The sequence below is a fragment of the Pseudomonas sp. MF4836 genome, assembly GCF_002018875.1.
Taxonomy (GTDB): domain Bacteria; phylum Pseudomonadota; class Gammaproteobacteria; order Pseudomonadales; family Pseudomonadaceae; genus Aquipseudomonas.
This window is the reverse complement of sequence record NZ_MVOL01000001.1, coordinates 572,135-591,783: the sequence shown is the minus strand read 5'-3', so window position 1 is coordinate 591,783 and position 19,649 is coordinate 572,135. Positions and strand designations below refer to the sequence as shown.

General features: G+C 61.5%; 15 protein-coding genes. 11 read left to right on the top strand and 4 right to left on the bottom strand.

The genetic code is table 11. The features are described from left to right. Window positions 1-6 precede the first annotated feature (6 nt). The 4 genes from tssA to tssH form a co-directional block, all read right to left on the bottom strand. Window positions 7-1,437: a type VI secretion system protein TssA gene (gene tssA, locus MF4836_RS02665; protein WP_078469144.1), complete on the bottom strand. Its 1,431-nt coding sequence runs from the start codon at window positions 1,435-1,437 to the stop codon at window positions 7-9. Next, window positions 1,434-2,051, bottom strand: coding sequence for a type VI secretion system-associated protein VasI (vasI, locus tag MF4836_RS02660; protein WP_078469143.1), 618 nt, complete (start codon window positions 2,049-2,051; stop codon window positions 1,434-1,436). Before vasI ends, tssA begins: the two co-directional genes overlap by 4 nt. A gap of 65 nt (window positions 2,052-2,116) precedes the next feature. Continuing rightward, a complete protein-coding gene (locus MF4836_RS02655) occupies window positions 2,117-3,679 on the bottom strand; it encodes a sigma 54-interacting transcriptional regulator (RefSeq protein ID WP_078468977.1) in 1,563 nt (520 codons plus the stop codon). Window positions 3,680-3,684: 5 nt separating this feature from the next. After that, window positions 3,685-6,255: a type VI secretion system ATPase TssH gene (tssH, locus tag MF4836_RS02650; RefSeq protein ID WP_078468976.1), complete on the bottom strand. Its 2,571-nt coding sequence runs from the start codon at window positions 6,253-6,255 to the stop codon at window positions 3,685-3,687. A gap of 508 nt (window positions 6,256-6,763) precedes the next feature. On the opposite strand from tssH, the gene tssB reads away from it, so the two are divergent. From tssB to MF4836_RS02595, 11 genes are read left to right on the top strand one after another with little or no spacing between them, the layout of a single operon-like run. Then, window positions 6,764-7,270, top strand: a complete 507-nt coding sequence (tssB, locus tag MF4836_RS02645) for a type VI secretion system contractile sheath small subunit (protein ID WP_078468975.1) — start codon at window positions 6,764-6,766, stop codon at window positions 7,268-7,270. Between the two features lie 53 nt (window positions 7,271-7,323). Next, window positions 7,324-8,808 carry a type VI secretion system contractile sheath large subunit gene (gene tssC, locus MF4836_RS02640; RefSeq protein ID WP_078468974.1) on the top strand — a complete coding sequence of 495 codons (1,485 nt, stop codon included), beginning with the start codon at window positions 7,324-7,326 and terminating at the stop codon, window positions 8,806-8,808. 15 nt (window positions 8,809-8,823) lie between these two features. Continuing rightward, a complete protein-coding gene (gene tssE / locus MF4836_RS02635; RefSeq protein ID WP_078468973.1) occupies window positions 8,824-9,252 on the top strand; it encodes a type VI secretion system baseplate subunit TssE in 429 nt (142 codons plus the stop codon). A gap of 24 nt (window positions 9,253-9,276) precedes the next feature. After that, window positions 9,277-11,043, top strand: coding sequence for a type VI secretion system baseplate subunit TssF (gene tssF / locus MF4836_RS02630; protein ID WP_078468972.1), 1,767 nt, complete (start codon window positions 9,277-9,279; stop codon window positions 11,041-11,043). Then, window positions 11,007-12,026, top strand: coding sequence for a type VI secretion system baseplate subunit TssG (gene tssG, locus MF4836_RS02625; RefSeq protein ID WP_078468971.1), 1,020 nt, complete (start codon window positions 11,007-11,009; stop codon window positions 12,024-12,026). The genes tssF and tssG overlap by 37 nt, the downstream gene beginning before the upstream one ends. After that, entirely contained in the window at window positions 12,023-13,387 is a 1,365-nt protein-coding gene (gene tagH / locus MF4836_RS02620; RefSeq protein ID WP_078468970.1) for a type VI secretion system-associated FHA domain protein TagH, read from the top strand. Before tssG ends, tagH begins: the two co-directional genes overlap by 4 nt. Continuing rightward, window positions 13,384-14,379, top strand: coding sequence for a type VI secretion system lipoprotein TssJ (tssJ, locus tag MF4836_RS02615; RefSeq protein ID WP_078468969.1), 996 nt, complete (start codon window positions 13,384-13,386; stop codon window positions 14,377-14,379). Before tagH ends, tssJ begins: the two co-directional genes overlap by 4 nt. Continuing rightward, on the top strand, window positions 14,376-15,713 hold the full coding sequence (gene tssK / locus MF4836_RS02610; protein WP_078468968.1) for a type VI secretion system baseplate subunit TssK: 1,338 nt from the start codon (window positions 14,376-14,378) through the stop codon (window positions 15,711-15,713). Before tssJ ends, tssK begins: the two co-directional genes overlap by 4 nt. Before the next feature lies 1 nt (window position 15,714). Then, the gene (gene icmH, locus MF4836_RS02605; protein ID WP_078468967.1) at window positions 15,715-16,590 is read left to right on the top strand and encodes a type IVB secretion system protein IcmH/DotU; all 876 of its coding nucleotides are present in this window, start codon (window positions 15,715-15,717) and stop codon (window positions 16,588-16,590) included. 40 nt (window positions 16,591-16,630) lie between these two features. Then, window positions 16,631-18,757: a type VI secretion system Vgr family protein gene (locus tag MF4836_RS02600; RefSeq protein ID WP_078468966.1), complete on the top strand. Its 2,127-nt coding sequence runs from the start codon at window positions 16,631-16,633 to the stop codon at window positions 18,755-18,757. A 2-nt stretch (window positions 18,758-18,759) separates the two neighbouring features. After that, window positions 18,760-19,647 (top strand): DUF4123 domain-containing protein, encoded by an 888-nt coding sequence (locus tag MF4836_RS02595; RefSeq protein WP_078468965.1) that lies wholly within the window; start codon window positions 18,760-18,762, stop codon window positions 19,645-19,647. The last annotated feature ends 2 nt before the right edge of the window (window positions 19,648-19,649 follow it).

Below are 19,649 nucleotides of genomic sequence, written 5' to 3'. Positions count from 1 at the left end.
TTGCTCCTAATTCTTGCGTTCCGTTGCTAAGTGCAGATGCTGTTGAAGCTGCTGAAAAAGATCCGGTTCCCACTCCGATGCCGACACGCCCTGCATCAGCTGATGCGCACGCGCATACAGGCCGTCCGCGAGCCAGGCCAGCCCGCGCTCGCCCAGCAGTTCGGCGGTAATGGTCATGACATGGCAGCCATGGCGAGGGTCTGTCGACGTGTGCTGGATCGCCTCAAGCCGCTGAAGCATGGATTCCACCCCAGAGGTCTCCAGCGCATGGCGCAGTTCATCGCGCAGCGCGGGGTATTGCTGCCCGGCGCCAGGCTTCGCAGCTGGGGCGTCGGCCCCACTGACCCAGGCCTGCGTCTCGCCATCCACGAACGGACGGCCGTCGGCAAACTGCAACTGGGTCAGGGCCGGTAACTTCGCCAAAAAACGCTCGGTGGCCTGCCTGATGGCTTCGGCCACGTTCTGCATCTCAAGGCGACGGGCCATACCGGCCGCCAGGTAGCTGCCGCGCAACCAGTAGGGAGAAGAGGTGACGCTTTTTTCGAGGCGCAGCAGCATCACGGGGTCAACCATATTGGCCTTGAGCGCCTCCCAGTAGCCGTCGGCAGTCTCAGCAGGCACGGCCATCAGCTCCGTACGCAGGGTGTCCTTGCGAGTCGTTGGCGTCGCGCTCAAGTGCGCCCACAGGGCAAAACGGCGCAGCAGATAGCCCGTCGGATCGTAGGCATCCTGTTGGTTGATGAGATCGGCCAGGCTGAGCAGCGAACGCCGCGTTTCACGTTCGTTGCCCGGGTCCGGGGCAAAGGGCGTGAAGAAGGCCTCGGTGACCGCCGTCGTGCGTGGGGACAATTCCAGTTGCGCCTGCGCCAACTCGGGCGCCCGCGTGGTCTCCGCCCTCTGCCGGAGCAGGCCTTCCAGCCGGGTCAGGACAGACGAATCGAGCCGGGTTTGACCAACGCTGGCTTGCAGTGTGTCCAACGCCTGCTGACCCGCCTTGTAGTACTCCTCGGCAAAGCCCTTTTCATCGAGTTTTGCCAAGGCTTCGCCCAGGCGCTCAAGCTGTTGCGCCATCAAGCGTCGCTTGGCGGTCAGGCCCGAGGCACCGGGCTTGGGGTAGCTGCTGTCCCAGTACTGGCTGAGCATGCCGGCCAGCAGTGCCGCAGCCTCAGCCCAGCCGCGCCAGCCACCGATGCGCATGCGCGCTGTCGCCAGGTGCGCGGCGATGCGCAAATGCTTGCAATGGGCCTGGAGATACTGACGTGAAGCGTCATCCACATAGCGCCAGCTGATGCTCGCTTCCTGCAACCCGCCGAGCTTCATCATCTCGGTATCGATGCCCTGGTAGGCGTTGTCTTCCTCATCGAAGTCGCCGGCCGGCCGCAGGGCGGTTATCGGGGCCAGAACGGTGTCGAGGTCCAGCGCAGGCTGATTGTTCACCAACGGCAGGCCTCACGTTGTTTCCCGATCATCTCGTGCAGCGCAGAGACGTCGAACGCCAACCCATCGAAGGGCCCATGGTCACTTTCCAGGCGTAGCTCCTGGGCGGGACGGGTCAAATGGCGGAGCTGTTCGATGGCCACCAGACCGCGACCGGCATCCGTGACCGTGCCATCCTCCACCACCTGCCACGGGCGGCTCGCAGAAATCGGCCGTCCGTCCAGCAGCATTCGAATGCTGACCCGGTTGACGTCAAGCGGTTGCGCGCTGAGCAACTGCAAGCGGGAGATGTTCTGCAGGCAGCTTATCGCCAGCTTCAGCCGAGGCTCGGTGCCACCCAGCGCGGGGGCTGAAATCACGACCTTGGTTTGCCCCGGCAGCGCATCTTCGACGCGCAGCAGCAACAACCCGGTTTGCTCGGCCTTGCGCCGAGACTCGTTGCGTTGCACCAGAGAAACGACGTCCGGCACAACCACCGATGCAGGTTGCTCGACGGCCGGGATCGGGGTCGCTGCAGCCGCTACAGAAGTCGGCGGTGTTCCCGCTGCGGCATCGAAACACCCGAGACGCTCGAGCGCCGAAACGATGGTGGTGCAATCGCGGGCCGCAGCCACTACCTCCTTTCCCGCACCGCATCCCACCAAGGCCGTGACTACCAGGAGCAATGCCCCACAAGTTCTCATCGTGACTCTTCTCCATTCAGATTCAGATCCAGGCATTTGCGCGCCAGGGTGCGTTTGGGAATGCCCAGGCTGATCGCCGCCAGCCGGCGCGATCCGGCAGCCTGGCGCAGACGGTCGTCCAGCAGCAGACGTTCGAACGTTGCCAGGGCGGCGGGCAGATTGTCGGTCTGCCATAAATGCTGCAGCACCGCCTGTGCATCGCGCTCCGCTGCGGGCCGTTGTCCGTTGCTCTCGAGCTCGACCAATTGATTGGTCTGGATGCGCTTGCCTCGGGGAGTGCGCTCTGCAGCCGCGAGCACCAGGCTGCGCAACTCCCGGACGTTCCCCGGGAAGCCGTAGCGCTGCAGGCTCGCGAGGGCATTGTCGGAGATGCCCGCTACCCGGCCGGGCTGCTCCCGGTTGTGCTCCAGCAGGATGTGCGACACCAGCGCCGGCACGTCTTCAATGCGCTCGCGCAACGGCGGGATGTGCAACACCAACTGGCGGATGCGGAAATACAGGTCTTCACGAAACAAGCCATCGCGCACCCGTTCCGGCAAGGGCCGGTGGGTGGCGCAGATCAGGCGAAAGTCCGAGGACTGTTCACGGGTGGCGCCCACGGGGCGAAATTTCTTTTCATTGAGCAGACGCAGCAGCGTGCCCTGTAGAGGCAGCGGCATGTCGCCAATTTCGTCGAGGAACAGCGTGCCCTTATCGGCTTCCGCGACCAGGCCTGTGCGGGCCTGGGTGGCACCGGTGTAGGCTCCGCGGGTGGCACCGAACAGCTCAGCCTCGATGAGTTCCCTGGGGATCGCCGCACAGTTCACCGGCACAAACTTGCCCTTGCGCGATGACGCCTGATGAATAAGCCAGGCCGCATGGTCCTTGCCGGCTCCGGTTTCGCCAGTGACCAGCAGCGACAGCGAAGAGCCTGCCTGGCGCAGCATTTCTTCGCGCACTCGCCGCGCTGCTGCCCCTGCTCCGATGAAGCCGGCGGACAGCAGCCGCCGGCGCCCGCGCTCTTCATCCTGCTGCTGCAGAACGGCCTGCTGGGTCAACGCCAACTCGTCCGCGCCACTCCTGTTCAGGAGCCCGCTCAGCACAGCGTCGTAGAGTTTCCACAACTCCTGCCAGGCTGGGTCATCCAGCCACGCCTGAAGAGCCTCCCCTGTCCCCGCCAGCAGCACCACCGCAGCAGGTTTGCGCTGCGCGTCGAACAGCGGCAACACCTGCCAGGCGTCGCTGCCCGCCAGCCGCTCACCGAGTTCCTCGTACCCTCGCCCTACACCGATCAGCGTGTCGAGTTGGCTGATATGACGAGCCTTACCGCTCCTCAGGCAGTAGACCAGCGGGTTGTCCAACTCTTGCAGCGATAGCAGCGGAAGCTGTTCCAGAGCTGTAGCCTGGCTCGCGATGGGCCGCATGCCGTCATCAGCCGCCTCTCGCCAATAGCAGACGCCATAGCGTATTCCGGACATGGTGCAGGCTGCTTTCAGGAAGCGCGCCGCGAGGGGCGCAATGCCCTCGGCCTGAACCAGCATGCGCGCGAGCGCCGCAGCGTCCCTGGAGCTCAAGGGCATTGCGATCACTCCAGGTGAGCGGCGAAAGCGCTGCCGCTCCAGCTGACCCGCGAACGCTGGAAAGGCTGGGCGCCGGCGAGGTGCTTCAATACCGCCAGCGACAACGGCGGCAACATATCCCCTTCAATGCTGGCATCCAGCAGGCGTGCGCCGTTCTGATGCCGTGTGCAGCGCGTGCGCAGCTCGGTCCTGGCGCAAGGTTCGAAGGTCAGTTGGGCGGCATAACGTTGCTTGAACTGCTGCTGGAGGCGCTGCAATCGGCTGTCGACAATCTGCTCCAGCGTCGCCTCGTCCAGGTAGCGGAACGGCACGATCTGCATCCGTGCCAGCAGGGCCGGCTTGAAGAACTGTGTAAGACGACCCCGCAACGCCTCGCTGTCGAGGTCTGACAACGGCCCTTCATCCTGATCGAAGCCCAGGTTTGAGGTGAGGAAAAACAGAATATTCTGGCAGTCGATCCGCCGCCCCTCGCCATCGGCGAGCTCGCCCTTGTCGAAAGCCTGGTAGAAGATATTCAGGACTTCCGGGTGGGCCTTCTCGACTTCATCCAGCAGTACCACCGAATAAGGCTTTTTGCGGATGGCTTCGGTGAGTACGCCTCCCTCGCCGTAGCCGACGTAACCCGGTGGCGCACCAAGCAGGCGCGAGACCGTGTGTTTTTCCTGGTATTCCGACATGTTGATGACAGTCAGGAATTGCTCGCCACCGAACAGTGCATCCGCCACCGCCAGCGCGGTTTCGGTCTTGCCCACTCCGCTCGGCCCCACCAGCAAAAAGGCGCCCATGGGCGTACCCGGGCGGCGCAGATCGGCCATGGCCGTCAACAGACGCCGGTGAACGGCCTCGATTGCGGCGTCCTGCCCCTTGACCCGCTCGCGCAAGGTAACGGGCAATTGATCCAGACGTTGAAACTGATCGCTATTGATGGTCGCTGCGGGAATCCCGGTCCAATCGGCAATGACCTGGGCAATCTGCTCGGCCCCCACATCCGCATGGAGCAAGGCACCATTGCGTTGCAGCTCGGCCAACAGCGCGACCTTGTCTTCCAGGAGTCGTGCCGTGTCGTCCTGATGTTCACTGGCACGCAGGGCAACGATTTCGTCGATCAATACCTTCTGTTGTTCCCAGGCAAGCTGCAGTTGCTCAATGTCTCGTTGGACTTGCTGCCGGGTGACATCCAGTGCTTCCAGCCTGGCCAGTTCGGGCTTGCGTCCGGCGCGGGCATCGCGCCACAGCTGCTCTGACTCGGCGTCGACCTGCCGCCGTTCATTTTCCAGTGCGCAAAGGCGTCGCGGAGGCTCAGCCAAGGCCGTGGCGACTCGCGCACATGCGGTGTCCAGCACATCGATGGCCTTGTCCGGCAGCTGGCGTCCCGAGAGATAGCGCGCCGAAAGCGCCGCAGCGGTTTTCAGGGCATCGTCGCCAATGTAGACCTGATGCGCCTGTTCATAGACCGCCCGCAGCCCCCGCAGGATATGAACCGCCTGCTCGACGCTCGGCTCATCCAACTGCACCAGTTGGAAGCGGCGTGTCAGGGCTGGGTCCTTCTCGAAGTATTTTTTGTACTCGGACCAGGTGGTGGCCGCAATCGTCCGCAATTCTCCTCGAGCCAGCGCCGGTTTCAGCAGGTTGGCCGCATCACTGCCCCCAGCGGCATTGCCGGCCCCGATCAGCGTATGCGCCTCGTCAATAAAGAGAATGATGGGGTGTGGGGAGTGCTTGACCTCGTCGATGACTGCCTTCAGGCGCTTTTCAAACTCGCCCTTGACTGACGCCCCAGCCTGCAGCGCCCCGAGGTCCAGGCCCCAAAGGTGCACCGCCTGCAACGGCTCGGGCACCCGCTTGTCGACGATGCGCTGTGCAAGCCCTTCCACCACAGCGCTTTTGCCGACACCGGCGTCGCCGACCACGATGGGATTGTTCTTACGGCGACGCGAGAGAATGTCGATCATCAGATCGATTTCAGCATCCCGGCACAGGACAGGGTCAACGCCGCCGGCGCGTGCCTGTGCCGTAAAGTCATGTCCGTATTTCTGCAGCGTACTGTCGCCGGTATTGGGTTCAGCACCGACTGTCTCAGCCGACGTCAAGACGGGCGCCTCGGATGATCGGGCGAGCAGTTCGGAGAATCGCTTGCGCAAGGTTTCACGATTGACGCATTCGAGACGTTTAATCACCGCCAGAGGGAGGTAGCGCGCCGGGTTCAGCAAGGTCGCCAGCAACAGGGCGCCACTTCGAATCTCGGCCTGAGCCAGCTCTACGCTGCTCAGCAGCCACGCATCCTGCAACGACTCCACCAACAACGGGGAAAATGATGGATACGCATGGCCATACCCACCATCGCGCTCGGCGAACGCGGTGGCGAATGAATGGCGTATCTCGTCGAGATCCAGGCCGGCATCAGCCAGCACCAGGCGAACATCACACAGCGGTTGCTCAAGCAGTTTGTAGAACAGGTGCCCCACCGTCACCTCCGCACCACGCTGGCTGATGCAGAGGCTACCCGCCTCCTCCAATGCGTGTCGGCAAACGGGGTGTAAACGCTCTAGAAGCGCCGCCAGATCAATCGTGATCATACTTGGACTCTCTCATCATCGATGAAACTTACATATTGTTTGATTGGCAAAGACAAACCGAAGCGCATTACGTAATTAGCGGGGAGTTGCTTTAGAAGTAACAATACGAAGATCAAAGGCAACCGAGCACTCGTATAAACACAGGGCGATTTACTGCCAAACAACACAAGCCGTTGAAAAGAACACAGGCAACCAGCCTATATCCATAAGATATTTCTTATATCGCCAAGGCATTTTCTTTATTTGCAGAATTACCCTTAACCGCGAATTAGATTATTCGCCACCACCTTTAAGAAACTTCCTATATACGGACCTAAAGTATTGACCGTAGCCTCACCCTCCAACGTCCAGCCTGTCGAGTTTCGTCGCTCTCCAAAAGTGGAAAGCTCAAGCTCCACCCCTTGCAGCAGTGCATTTTTCCACTCTCTGCATGGGATCTATTGCGGACTCTCGGCCCTGATCGGCATTAGCAGGCATCAACTAGAAAGTTAATTACAAGGAGTAGCCCATGGCTTCAAAGACTGGCTCAGTTGCCCCCAAGGAACGCATCAATATTCGCTACGTCCCGGCGACAGGCAATGAGCAAGAAGAAATAGAAATCCCTCTGAAGATGTTGGTACTCGGCGACTTCAAAGGGCATAGCGATGAAACTCCGCTGGAAGATCGCCCAGCCGTCCAGATCAACAAAGACACTTTCAACGACGTGATGGCAGAAGCCGGACTTAGTTTGAAAGTTGAGGTGCCGGCAGTCCTGGAAGACGGCAACGACAGTGACACCCTCAACGTCAGTCTGAAGTTCAAGAACATAAAGGATTTCTCTCCCGACTCCATCGCCCGGCAGGTCCCTGAATTAAGCAGGTTGCTGGAACTGCGCGAAGCCTTGGTGGCACTCAAGGGGCCGATGGGCAACATCCCGGCGTTCCGCAAGCAGATCCAGGCGCTGCTGGGTGATGACAGCACACGCGGCAAATTAGCCCAGGAACTTGATCAGTTGCTGGCTGCCTCCGAGGCCTGAAGCCTCGCTTCCTGCCCATCCTCATTTCTCCAGGTTTCAATAGGGACGCAAAGATGACGCAAGCTCAAAACGCCGAAGCCCAGAAACACGCTGACGGCCAGCCAGAGGGCGGCCTGTTGGCCCAAATCATGGCCCAGACCCGTCTTGAACCCAGCCAGGAAGGCTATGCGATCGCCGAACGCGGAGTCGCCGCGTTCATTTCAGAAATGCTCAAGTCCGATGCGCGCGAGCAGCCGATCAATAAGCAACTGGTCGACCAGATGCTCACTGAAATTGATCGCAAGCTCAGCAAACAGATGGACGCCGTCCTCCACCAGCCGGAGTTTCAGGAACTCGAATCGATCTGGCGCTCGCTATACGATTTCGTGCAGCGAACCGACTTCAGAGAAAACATTCAGGTTGTCTTCATCCCCGTCACCAAAGACGAGTTGCTGGAGGACCTGGAAAGCGCCGCCGACATCACCCGAAGCGGACTCTACAAACATGTCTACACCGCAGGCTACGGCCAGTTTGGCGGCCAGCCGATTGGCTGCATGATCGGTAACTACACCTTTGGCCCCTCCGCCCCGGACATCAAGCTACTGGGTTATCTCGCCTCCGTCGGTGCGATGTCCCATGCGCCGTTTCTCGGTGCTGCCGGGCCGGAAATGCTCAACCTGGAGTCCTTCGAGGAGCTGCCCAACCTCAAGGAGGTCAAGGACATTTTCGAAGGCCCGCGCTTTGCAAAATGGCGCAGCCTGCGTGAGTCCGAAGACGCGCGCTACCTCGGGCTGACCATGCCCCGCTACCTCCTGCGCCAGCCTTACGATCCACTGGAGAATCCGGTTCGCAGTTTCACCTACGAGGAGACCATCGACGGCAACCATCACAACTACCTGTGGGGCAACACCGCCTTCCTGATGGGCAGTCGCGTTACCGACAGCTTCGCCAAATTCCGCTGGTGCCCAAACATCATCGGCCCGCAGTCCGGTGGCGCAGTAGAAGACCTGCCGATGCACCTTTACGAATCCCTGGGCCAGTTGCAGGCCAAGATCCCCACGGAAGTGCTGGTCTCCGACCGCAAGGAATTCGAACTCTCCAGCGAGGGCTTCATTCCGCTGACGATGCGCAAGGACAGCGACAACGCGGCGTTCTTCTCCGCCAACTCGGTGCAAAAGCCCAAGCTGTTCCAGAAAACACCTGAGGGCCAGGCGGCACAGACCAACTACATGCTGGGTACGCAGTTGCCCTACATGTTCATCATCAACCGCCTCGCGCACTACATTAAAGTGCTCCAGCGCGAGCAGATCGGCAGTTGGAAGGAACGCCAGGATCTGGAGCGCGAGCTCAACAACTGGCTTCGCCAGTACGTCGCGGACCAGGAAAGCCCTTCCAGCGATGTCCGCAGCCGCCGCCCCCTGAGGGCCGCCCATGTCGTCGTCCAGGATGTCGCCGGCAACCCCGGTTGGTACCAGGTCGCGCTGTCGGTACGTCCGCACTTCAAATACATGGGTGCCAACTTCGAGCTGTCGCTGGTCGGCCGCTTGGACAAGGACTGACAGGGAGCCTGAACCATGCCTCGGTCGCCGGGACAGGGAAGCCTGTTCGAACGTCTGGACCCGGACCTGCCGCTACGACGCAGCCGCACGCGTCAAGACGTGGCGACCGAGCGTATCCGCGCCATCAAGCGCCAGTTGGAATGGATCCTCAACTCTCGCCACGGCAGCTCCCTGAGCAGCCCCGGACTGGGGCTCAGGGACTTGAATGACGCGGCAATCGGCACAGTGGATCTGCGCCAGCAGGTGTGCCTGGATATTCGTCACGCCGTTGCCCAATACGAACCTCGGGCTCGCATCATCGAGGTCAAGCCCCTGGGTAGCACGGCCTCACCGCTCGATCTGGGCTTTCGGCTGGTCTGCCTGGTTCCTCTGAACCACAGCGACCAGAAAGTGGAGATCGACCTGTTTCTTCACCATCAGGGCCGACAGGTCAACGTCACGTAGCAAATAGCCCGGGAGGCTAGCTGGATGCCATTGAAGGGAAAATTCCGCGAGGAACTGGATTATCTGCGTCGCTTGCGCCGCGTGTTTGCTCGTAACAACCCGCAATTGGCCCCGTTTCTGGGTGAGGAAGCCACGGACCCTGATGTCGAGCGGCTACTGGAAGGCTTCGCCTTTCTGACCGCCAAACTGCGTCTGAAGATCGAAGATGACTTTCCGGAGCTGACCCACTCGTTACTGCAAATGCTCTGGCCGAACTACCTGCGCCCCTTGCCTAGCGCCACCATCATCCAGTTCGAGCCGGCGGACCACTCCATCACCGGGCGTCAAACCGTCCCCCAAGGCACCTATATCCAATCGCGGCCCGTGGCTGGCATCCACTGCCAGTTCCGGACTTGTCAGGACGTGTGCGTGTACCCATTCAATATCGCTGACATCAGCGATGGCCATTCCCTGGAAAAATCGATCGTACGCGTCGACTTGTCCACCTTGAGCCAGAGCCCGCCCAACACCTACGACTGCGACAGACTCGACTTCTACCTCAGCGGCAGCGACTACAACGCACAGACGCTGTACCTCTGGCTGGCCAAGTATCTGAGTGAGATCCGCATGGAGGTGGACGGTGTGGTTCGGCACATTCCGCTCAACCAGATCGATTTCCCCGGCTTTGACGCCGACGCCGCGTTGCTGCCCTATCCGAAGAACGCCATGGACGGCTATCGCATCCTCCAGGAGTACTTCCTCTTTGCCCGGCGTTTCTACTTTTTCGGGCTGAACAATCTGCGCGCCTTCTGGCCGGATCAGTCGACCACAGGCATTCGCATCGAATTCCACTTCAGCCGCCCGATGCCGGTGGATGTCCGAGTGCGCAAGGACGACCTGGCCCTGTATTGCACGCCGGCGGTCAATCTGTTCGAGCATGATGCCGAACCCGTTCGCCTGACCGGCAAGGCCGCGGAGCATCGCCTGCAACCCGGCGGACAGCGTCCGGATGCCTACGAGGTCTTCAGCATCGACAAGGTCGACGGCTGGAAGAATGAGGACAGCGGCCAGCCCGGAGAATGGCTGCGCACCTACCAGCCATTCGAGTCGCTGCGCCATCAGATTGAACACGAGCATGGCCGGACCACCCTGTACTATCGCGCACGGCTATCCCCGTCCCTGGTCGAGTCGGGAGTTGAGCACCGCATCGCCTTCGTCAGGGGTGATGACCACCACTACATCGGGCGGGAAGAAACGGTTTCACTCTCGCTGACCTGTACCAATCGCGACCTCCCTCTGGCCCTGGGCATTGGCGATATCTGCGAAGGCACCCGCAATACGCCGGCCTTTGTTCGATATCGGAACCTCACCGCGCCAACCCCTTCCTACCGCCCGATCCTCGACGGCGACCTGCATTGGAGCCTGATCTCCAACCTGTCACCGACCTACCTGTCCCTGCTGTCGGTCGAGCCTCTGAAAGCCATCATCGGCAACTATGACTTCTCGGCGCACCACGACATCCAGCGCGCCCGGGCGACGCAAAAGCGCCTGGACAGCCTTCAGGAAGTGGTCAGTACCCCACTGGAGCAGATGTACAAGGGGCTGCCGATTCGCGGCACCCGGACCGTGATGAAGCTGGATCAGGAGGGGTTCTCCTGCGAGGGCGACCTCTATCTGTTTGGCACCGTGCTCAGTCGTTTCCTCGCGCTGTACGCCAGCATCTCGTCGTTCCATGTTCTGGAAGCGATCAACACCTCCAATCAGGAGCACTACGCATGGCCGATGCGCAGCGGTACGCAACCCCTGATCTGAGCGAAAAATTGTTGCACGACGCCAAGGGGCATGACTTCTTCCGCCTGTTGGAGCGCCTGCACGCGCTGCATGAAGACGACCTCGAATCGCCGGACAGCTATGAAGCCGAGCACCAGCGAATCCATCTGAGCAACCATGCCGGCCTGGGTTTCCCCGCCTCGGATGTCGCATTTGCGGAGCACCTCGAAGACACAATCCCGCACCAGTATCGCGTGCAGGCGACCTTCTTCGGCATGCACGGCACCGACTCGCCCTTGCCCGGTTATTACCTGGACCGCCTGGCCTACGAGGCCGGACAGGGTGTCGGCGTCCGCCCCGCTTTTTTCGACTTTTTCAATCACCGACTGCTGACGCTGCTGCACCAGGCCTGGCGCAAATACCGCTACTACATTCGGTTTCGTCCTGGGGCCGACGACCAGTTTTCCCGGCGAATTTTCGCACTTATTGGCCTGAAACATGACGCCACCCGTGGCGACACACCGATCGCCTGGAGCCGCCTGCTGAGTTTTCCCGGCGCTGTCGTGTTGCGCAGCCGCTCACCCGGGATGCTGACAGGCCTCATCGCCCATTGCTTCGACCTGGAGGACGTGCAGATCCGCGACTTCGAGTTGCGCTACACGATGATCACCGAGAACGACCGGATTCGCCTTGGCCAAAGCAACGGCCAACTGAGCGAGAGTTTCCAGATCGGCGACAGCGTCCGCACCCGGCACTGCAAATTCACCCTCGTCATTTCGAACTTGAGCCAGAAGCGCTTTCGCGAGTTTCTGCCGCACGGCGAGAACTTCGAACGGTTGCAGCAACTGATGGTGTTCCTGTTGCGTGACCCGGTGCCTTGCGACCTCGAGCTGGGCTTGCGCCTAGACGAAGTGCCTCCCTTCAACCTGCGGCAGGCCGAGGGCACCCAACTGGGGTGGACCAGCTTCCTGGAACAGCCAGCCTTGAGCAGGCCGCCACCTGTCAGAGTTTCCTTGCGTACATGAACAGCACACTCTCCGCCCAACACCTGGCCCTGGTGGTCGACAACCCTCAGGTTCTGCACAAAGGCAGTCAGCCAAGGCACGTCTTCGATAAAGCCGGGGGCACCATCGGTGCCCGTGGTGCCGACTGGATCCTGCATGATCGCGCGGGCCGGGTTCGGTCCATCCATTGCGAAATCCGCCACGAGGATGGGCACTTCTTCGTCATCGACCGCAGCGGCCAAACCCGCGTCAACGACCAGGCAGATCCTCTCGGCGAACTGATGAGCGTCCAGCTGCGCAGCGCCGACAAGCTCCATGTCGGCCCGTATCGCCTCACTGTCAATGTGGATGAGGAGGCTCACGCGCTACCCGACCCTTCCCGACATCTTGCGGAACATGAGGTCGGTGAACTGCTGGGTTCATCGATCGACTCTCTGGACAGCCTGCCCGCCGCCGGCGACGACTCGCCAGCGGCAGGCTTCCAGCCACGACAAGAGCCTGGCTGGTCCGACTTCGAGTCACTGTCCGAGCCGGCAGCGCTCCATGGCCAGCTCGATCCGCTGCAGGCCCTGGAAGCCGCTGCGGGTCAGCGCAGTACCACACAGGATGGCTCCGCCCTGGACGCTCGGCACTATGGATCCTCGGTTCTGGCCGCCCAGGTCGATCTTTCCACCACCCGCTTCGAAGCCGTTTCCGGCGCCCCCAAGCACGCCTCTGGAGATTTCCCCATGTCGGGACAAAACAGCCCTTCTACCTCGGCCAACCCCTGGCTGGATGACCACTACACCCAGGGTGGGGACCCGGCCGGGCTCGTGGCCCCTTTTGTCGAGGGCCTGGGCGCGCCCGTGGGCGCACTGGACCCGCATGCGGTGCATGACCTGCTGTTCGAAGCCGGCAACACCCTCGCCGCACTCATCCGTGGTCTCGGCAGCTTGAGTCAGGCCCCATCAGGTCAACGCCTGGGGCTGGCGAATCGGACCTTGCAGCCCATCGAAGACAACCCCCTGCGCCTTGGCCAAAGCTACCCGGAGACGGTGCGTGCACTCTTTTCCAGTGAGCGCAGCCTGGTTCACCTGTCACCTGCCGCAGCGGTCGAGGAATCCCTGGAACAGATTCTTCGGCAGCAGGGCGCGATGCTCAAGGCGGTTGCCGCCGGTTTGAGTGCGCTGCTCAAGGCGTTCGCCCCCGAACAACTGGAACGCAGATTCGCCCGCTATCGATCCGGCCAGGACGGCCAGGCACTCCCTGGCGACCGAGCCTGGCAAATGTACCGGCACTATTACGACGAACTGAGCTCCAGCCGCCAGCAAGGCTTCGACAAACTGTTCTGGGAAGTGTTCGACCAGGCCTACGACCAGGCACTGCGCGCGGAGGCGCCATGAGACAAGCCATCGCACTGCTGTTGGGCGGCGCGTTGCTGTCCGGTTGTAGCACGGTGGGCAACGTGTTCAGCAAAACCGGCCAGGTCCTGATGGATCCCGAGATCCAGGTGGGGGCGATAGAGGATCAGCCCACGCAGATCGCCTTGAGCCTGTATGCCAGCAGTGGCGTCAACCCGAATCCGATTGCCGAGCCGGATATCGAACTCGAGATCAGCGAGCCACTCGATGAGGGTCCCTTCGCCGTCAACCTGCACAGCAACACCCGAGAGGAACTGGTGCTGAGCCTGCGCGCCTTGCTCACCCACCTGCAGGAGGAGTTGCGCGCCGCGCCGACCACCATAGCGGGCGTCAAGCAGCCCCCCACCTTCGAACTTAACGTGGACGCTACGCAGCCTTCGTTCGTTTTCGACCCCTGGGTCGACGTCAGCTCCGCAATGAGCCCGCTGCCCTCCCCAGCGCATTGGGGATTGCGTCAAGGCACTGCCCCAGAGGACGCCGACGACGTGCTGGCCCTTGGCGCAGAGCCCGAGGACGTGGCCTTGGGCCAATACCGCAGGCAACTGACTCTGGCGCCCGCGCCTGCTCCCCAGGTGCAAGCGTCCACCAGCGCCACGCCCGTGGCCTTTCGCGTGATTCAGCTCAAGGATGATTCGCTGCTGGAGAACGCCGACCCCAACCTGATTCACAGTAAACCCAAGAAAGCCCTGGGCAGCACCTACATCACTGCGGACGATTACCTGCTGGTGCCCGGCCAGTTCAAGTTCGTCAATTTCAGTGCCCTGGACGAAAAGACCCGCTACATCGCCGTGGTGGCCGCGTTCCACGCGCCTGACGCCCAGCGCTGGTACGACGTGTTCCGTGTAGAGCCTCGCGGGCGCAAATACGCCTTGCTGGTGACCCTGCAGGAGACCCGTGTCGCCATCACCGACGAAAGCTACCGTCCCGAGCACGCTGCCCCGCACGCCCCCACACAAGCGAGAAAGTACCCATGACCACCCGCAACCCCATCGTCTGGAGCGAGGGGCAATTCGTAAAGCCGCAGCACTTCCAGCAGTCCGATCGCTACCTTGAGCACTACGTCAATGTTCGCCTGGGCAGCAAGTACGCCTATGGCTTCGCCGACCTTGAGCTCAACCAGGAGTTTCTGTCGTTCGGCAAGATCGCGATCGTACGCGCCCGGGGGATCATGCCGGACGGTACCGCCTTCAATATTCCCCATGACCAGCCGCCACCGGAACCGCTGGCGATTTCCAACGCGGCCGCCGCCAACCAGACGATCTATCTGACCCTGCCGCTGCGCTCGGACGGAGTATCCGAGGTGCGCTGGCCGGATACCTTTGGCAATACCCGCTACGTTCACCGAGCGGAAGATATCCGCGATACCCATAGCCACCAGGGCAACCACACCCCCATCGCCCTGGCCGTGCCCAACCTCCAGTTGGCACTGGAGCGCGACGACCGCAGCGCCTTCACCAGCCTCGCCCTCGGACGCATTCTGGATCGGCGCCCCGATGGCAGCCTGCTGCTTGACAGCGATTTCCACCTCACCGGCATGTACCTGCAGGCGATCCGGCCACTGGCGCACTTCATGGAAGAAATTGCTGCGCTGATCCACGAGCGCGCCAAGAGCATCGCGCAACGTATCGGCTCTCCAGGCCAATCAGGCGTGGCCGACGTGACTGACTTCAACCTGCTGCAGGCGCTTAACCGCTGGCAGCACCTGTTCCGGCACCTGGCGCGCGACGCCGATGTTCGGCCAGTGGATGCCTACCTGGCGTGCGGGCAAGCCTGTGGCGAACTGACAACCTTCACCGATGAAGGGCGCACGCCCCAGGACTACCCCGCCTACCAGCACGACAACCCCCATGCTTCGTTTCGCATGCTCGAAGAAACCCTGCGCCGAGTGCTCAGCACCGTGCTGCAACCACGGGCCGTTTCCCTGCTGCTGGAAAAACAGGGCCACGGCGAACTCACCGCGCATGTCGGCGACCCGAGCCTGCTGCAAAGTGCCGATTTCATTCTGGCCGTACGCGCGCGCATGCCGCTGGAGCAAATGCGCCAGCTGTTCGTCCGTCAGGCCAAGGTCGCCTCGCAGCAATCGCTGCATGAACTGATACGCCTGCAATTGCCGGGCATCCCCCTGATGACGCTGCCGGTAGCGCCCAGGCACCTGCCATTCCATGCCGGTTTTACCTACTTCCAACTCGACCGCTCGCATCCCAATTGGCAACGGCTGATGCAGCGCGGGGCCACCGGCTTTGGTTTCCATATCACCGGCGACTTCCCGGAACTGGAGTTGCAGTTCTGGGCCATTCGGAGTCAATAAGATGAACACAACCGTGGTGGTCGGTAACGATCGTAACGACAGCAACCGCCCGCAATCCGCCGCACTCGATGTGCCGGACGATTTTATGCGAACACCCAGGGAAACCGGCATCCAGGACCGCGAAAGCGTCCTGTATCAGGGGGTCCACGGCATCAACGCCGACGAGGACCTGCAATTCCAGCTGCGCGGGCACAGCATCAACCCGCTGGTGGATATCGCCCAGCCGATGTTCGGCCTGGTGATGCGCCTGCGGCGCATGAATCAACTGGCGGAGACCGACATCAATCGGCTCTACGAGAGCGTCCGCGACCACATCACCGCGCTGTCGGAAGAGGTCAGGCAACTTGGCTACGACGGTGCGACCCAGCTGTCGTTCCGCTATGCGCTGTGCGCCTTTATCGACGAAGCCGTGATGGGCACGCCCTGGGGCGTGGGTTCACGCTGGAAAGGACGCTCCCTGCTGAGCTACCACCACAACGAAACCTGGGGCGGCGAGAAGTTCTTCACCGTGCTGTCGCGCATGCAAATGGACGTTGCCAAGTACCACGACGTGCTGGAGTTCAAGTACCTCTGCCTGTGCCTGGGCTACCAGGGTAAATACGGCCAACAGCACAACAACAAAGACACCCTCAACGCCACCATCGGCAAGCTGCACCAGCAGCTGCGCCATCTGCGCGGCGACTCACCCGAGCGACTGATGGATGTGCTGAGCAACGTCGCCACGCTGCGTTACCGCCTGGGGCGCCAATGGCCACTGTGGACGCCCTGGGCCATCGCCGCCGTCGTCGTCGCGGGTGCCTACCTGTATTTCTCCATGAGGCTCGGTTCCGCGACCCAGATGGTGCTGGATTCACTCGAGAGCATCCTCAAGCTATGACAGCCCCCGCCACGGCTCAATGGAGGTAAGGAACAACCCTATGGCCACCCAATCCGACCTGCGCTTCACCTTCAGCATTGGCAATGAGTCTTTTGACGTTGTTGAGTTCATCTTGCACGAAGGCTTGTCCGAGACCTTCCACCTCGCGGTGGAACTCACCAGCGCCAACCCGGCCATCGACTTTGGGCAGGTGCTGGACCGACCGGCGTTGCTGACGCTCTGGCACGGTGAAACGCCGACGCGCTATGTGCATGGCGCCGTGTCCTCTTTCGTGCAACACGACAGCGGCTTCAGGCGTACACGCTATTCAGCGGTGGTCGAGCCGCGTTTGGCACGGCTGAAGCTCAGTTCCGACTGGCGCATTTTCCAGACCCTTACCGTGCCGCAGATTACCGAGGCAGTGCTCAATGCTCACGGCCTTACCCAGGACTACGAACAACGTCTCACTACCGAACACCAAGCCCGCGAATACTGCGTGCAGGCCGGTGACACCGACTACCACTTTGTCGAGCGCATCATGCGCGAGGAAGGGTTCTTTTATTCCTTTCGACATAGTGCCGAAGGCCATCAACTGGTCCACAGCGATCGCCTTTTTATCCACGGTCGGGTGGGCGATGAACCGGTGCAATACAACCCCACGCCCGGCGGCGACCAGCCGCAACCTGCGTTGCGCCGCTTCGCCTACAGCGAAAACGTGCGTACCGCGCGCCAGACCCAGCGCGACTACACCTTCCACCATCCGCGCTATGGCCATCAGCACAGTCGTGATGGCGTCGATCTCGACCATCAGGGCCGCCAATACGAACGTTACGATTACCCGGCCCGCGCCAAGTTCGACGAGGCTGGTAAACCCTTCGCCGAGAACCGTCTACGTGGTCATCGGCGCGATGCACGCATGGCCCTGGTCGACGGCGATGATCCGCGCCTGCAACCGGGTATCTCCTTCACTCTCGCGGGCCACCCACGGGAAGACATGAACCGTGGCTGGCGTCCGGTGAGCATCGTCCACCACGGCAAGCAGTACACCAGTCAGGCTGAAGAAAGCGCCGAGGCGCAACTCGGCACCCACTACAGCTACCAGGCCGAACTGGTGCCGGACGATGCCGAGTGGCGCGCTGAGCCGCTGCGCAAACCACTGATCGACGGTCCGCAAAACGCCACCGTGGTCGGCCCAAAAAATGAGGAAATATTTACCGACGAATACGGCCGCGTGAAGGTGCAATTCCCCTGGGATCGCGAAGGAAAAGAGGACGAATACAGCTCCTGCTGGATCCGCGTTTCGCAAAACATCTCCGGCGCGACCTGGGGCCATATGGCCATCCCGCGTATCGGTCAGGAAGTCATCGTGGACCATTTCGACGGTGATCCGGACCAACCGATCATCACCGGCCGCACCTACAACCGCCTGCAACTGCCGCCCTACGAACTACCCCGTCATAAGACCCGGATGACGATCAAGAGCAAGACCCACAAAGGCGAAGGCTTCAACGAACTGCGCTTCGAGGACGAAAAGGATCAGGAGGAAATCTACATCCACGCACAGAAAGACCAGAACATCCATATCAAGCACGACGAAACCACCTTCGTCGGTCACGACCGCAGCGAGCAGGTCGAGCACGATGAAACCATCAGCATCGGCCACGACCGCAAGGAAACCGTAGGCAACAACGAGCAGGTCAATATTGGCCAAGACCGCCGCCACGACATCGGCCAGGACGACTACCTGACCATCGGCCGCAACCACACAATCCGCACCGGCAAAGACCGCACCGAAGAAGTCGGCAATCACCGCCGCGACAAGACCACGGCCAACCACTGGGTCAGCAGCGGCGGGCATCAGGAACACAGCGTCGAAGGCCACGCCGAGCTACAGGCCGGCCAGTCGATTCGCCATCGAACCAAGGTCTACGAGATCCAGGCAACCACCCACCTGACCCTCAAGGGGCCCGGTGGGAGCATCCGTATCGACGGCTCCGGCATCACGCTCAATGGCATCAACATCGTGTTGAAGGGACCGATGAACAAGCAGGGGGGTGGAGCGAGTCCTATCCCCGCCCCCCTGGGAGTGCCTGCCCCTGGCGTGCCGTTCGATGTGTTGTGCATGAAACGCAGCGATGGCAGTTGCCCACGCCCAGACTGCCCTTGCGGCAACTTTCAAGGAAGCTGAGCATGCTACAGGCCTTGAAACAGCCCCATCTGCCCGACGTGCAATCGTCATCGCTCACTACCTATCTGCTACTCGAAAGCGAAGTACTGGAAGAGTGGCTGATGCAACAACCGGACGCGCCGGAACAACCATCCATTGCCGATTTCGTGCGCACGGTCGACTACGCCACCTCGCAACACTGGGTCTGGAGCGAAACCGAGTATGACCAATACCGCAGCGACGGGCCGCTGCTGGTGCAGTACCACCCAGGCTCTGATTTGCCCGCACTCTTTCTCGACCAATGGGCAGCCATCGGCGGTGCAGTGTTAATGGCATCAGCCCGACCAATCGACGATGTGCTTGCCCAGCTACGGGAAGTCCTGTTCGTACTGATGCCCAATGGCATTAAGGCACGCTGGCGACTCCAGGAGACTGCGGCGCTCGCGAGCATTCTCGGCACGCTCGAACCCCACCGCGCCGCAGCCCTGCTCGGCCCTGTGCAAGAACTGATATGGCGTGAAAACTTCGGCCCGGAGCACCAGTGGTGGCGCTATCAACACGCCCACGGCCCGCTCCCGGTCCAGGGGGGCTTCCAATTCAGTCATGGAGAAATGACGGCTATCGATACCGGGCTTGGCGAGCATCACCTGCGCAAAAACATCGCGCTCACCCAGCAAGCCCCACACAGCTTTTACGACAGCGCACGCCGGCAAACCCTGATCTGGCTGGACCAGCTCAAACGCTGGGGCTTCGAGGAGATCCAGCACCTGGATAGCGCCCTGGAAGTCTTCCGACACCCGGCCTACTCCAAGCGCGCAGACGTGGTGATCACCCTGCTGCAAGACCCCAGCCTGACGCCCGGCGCCCGCGCTACCCAGGCACTGAACCACCTGATGACAGAAGGACACTGACC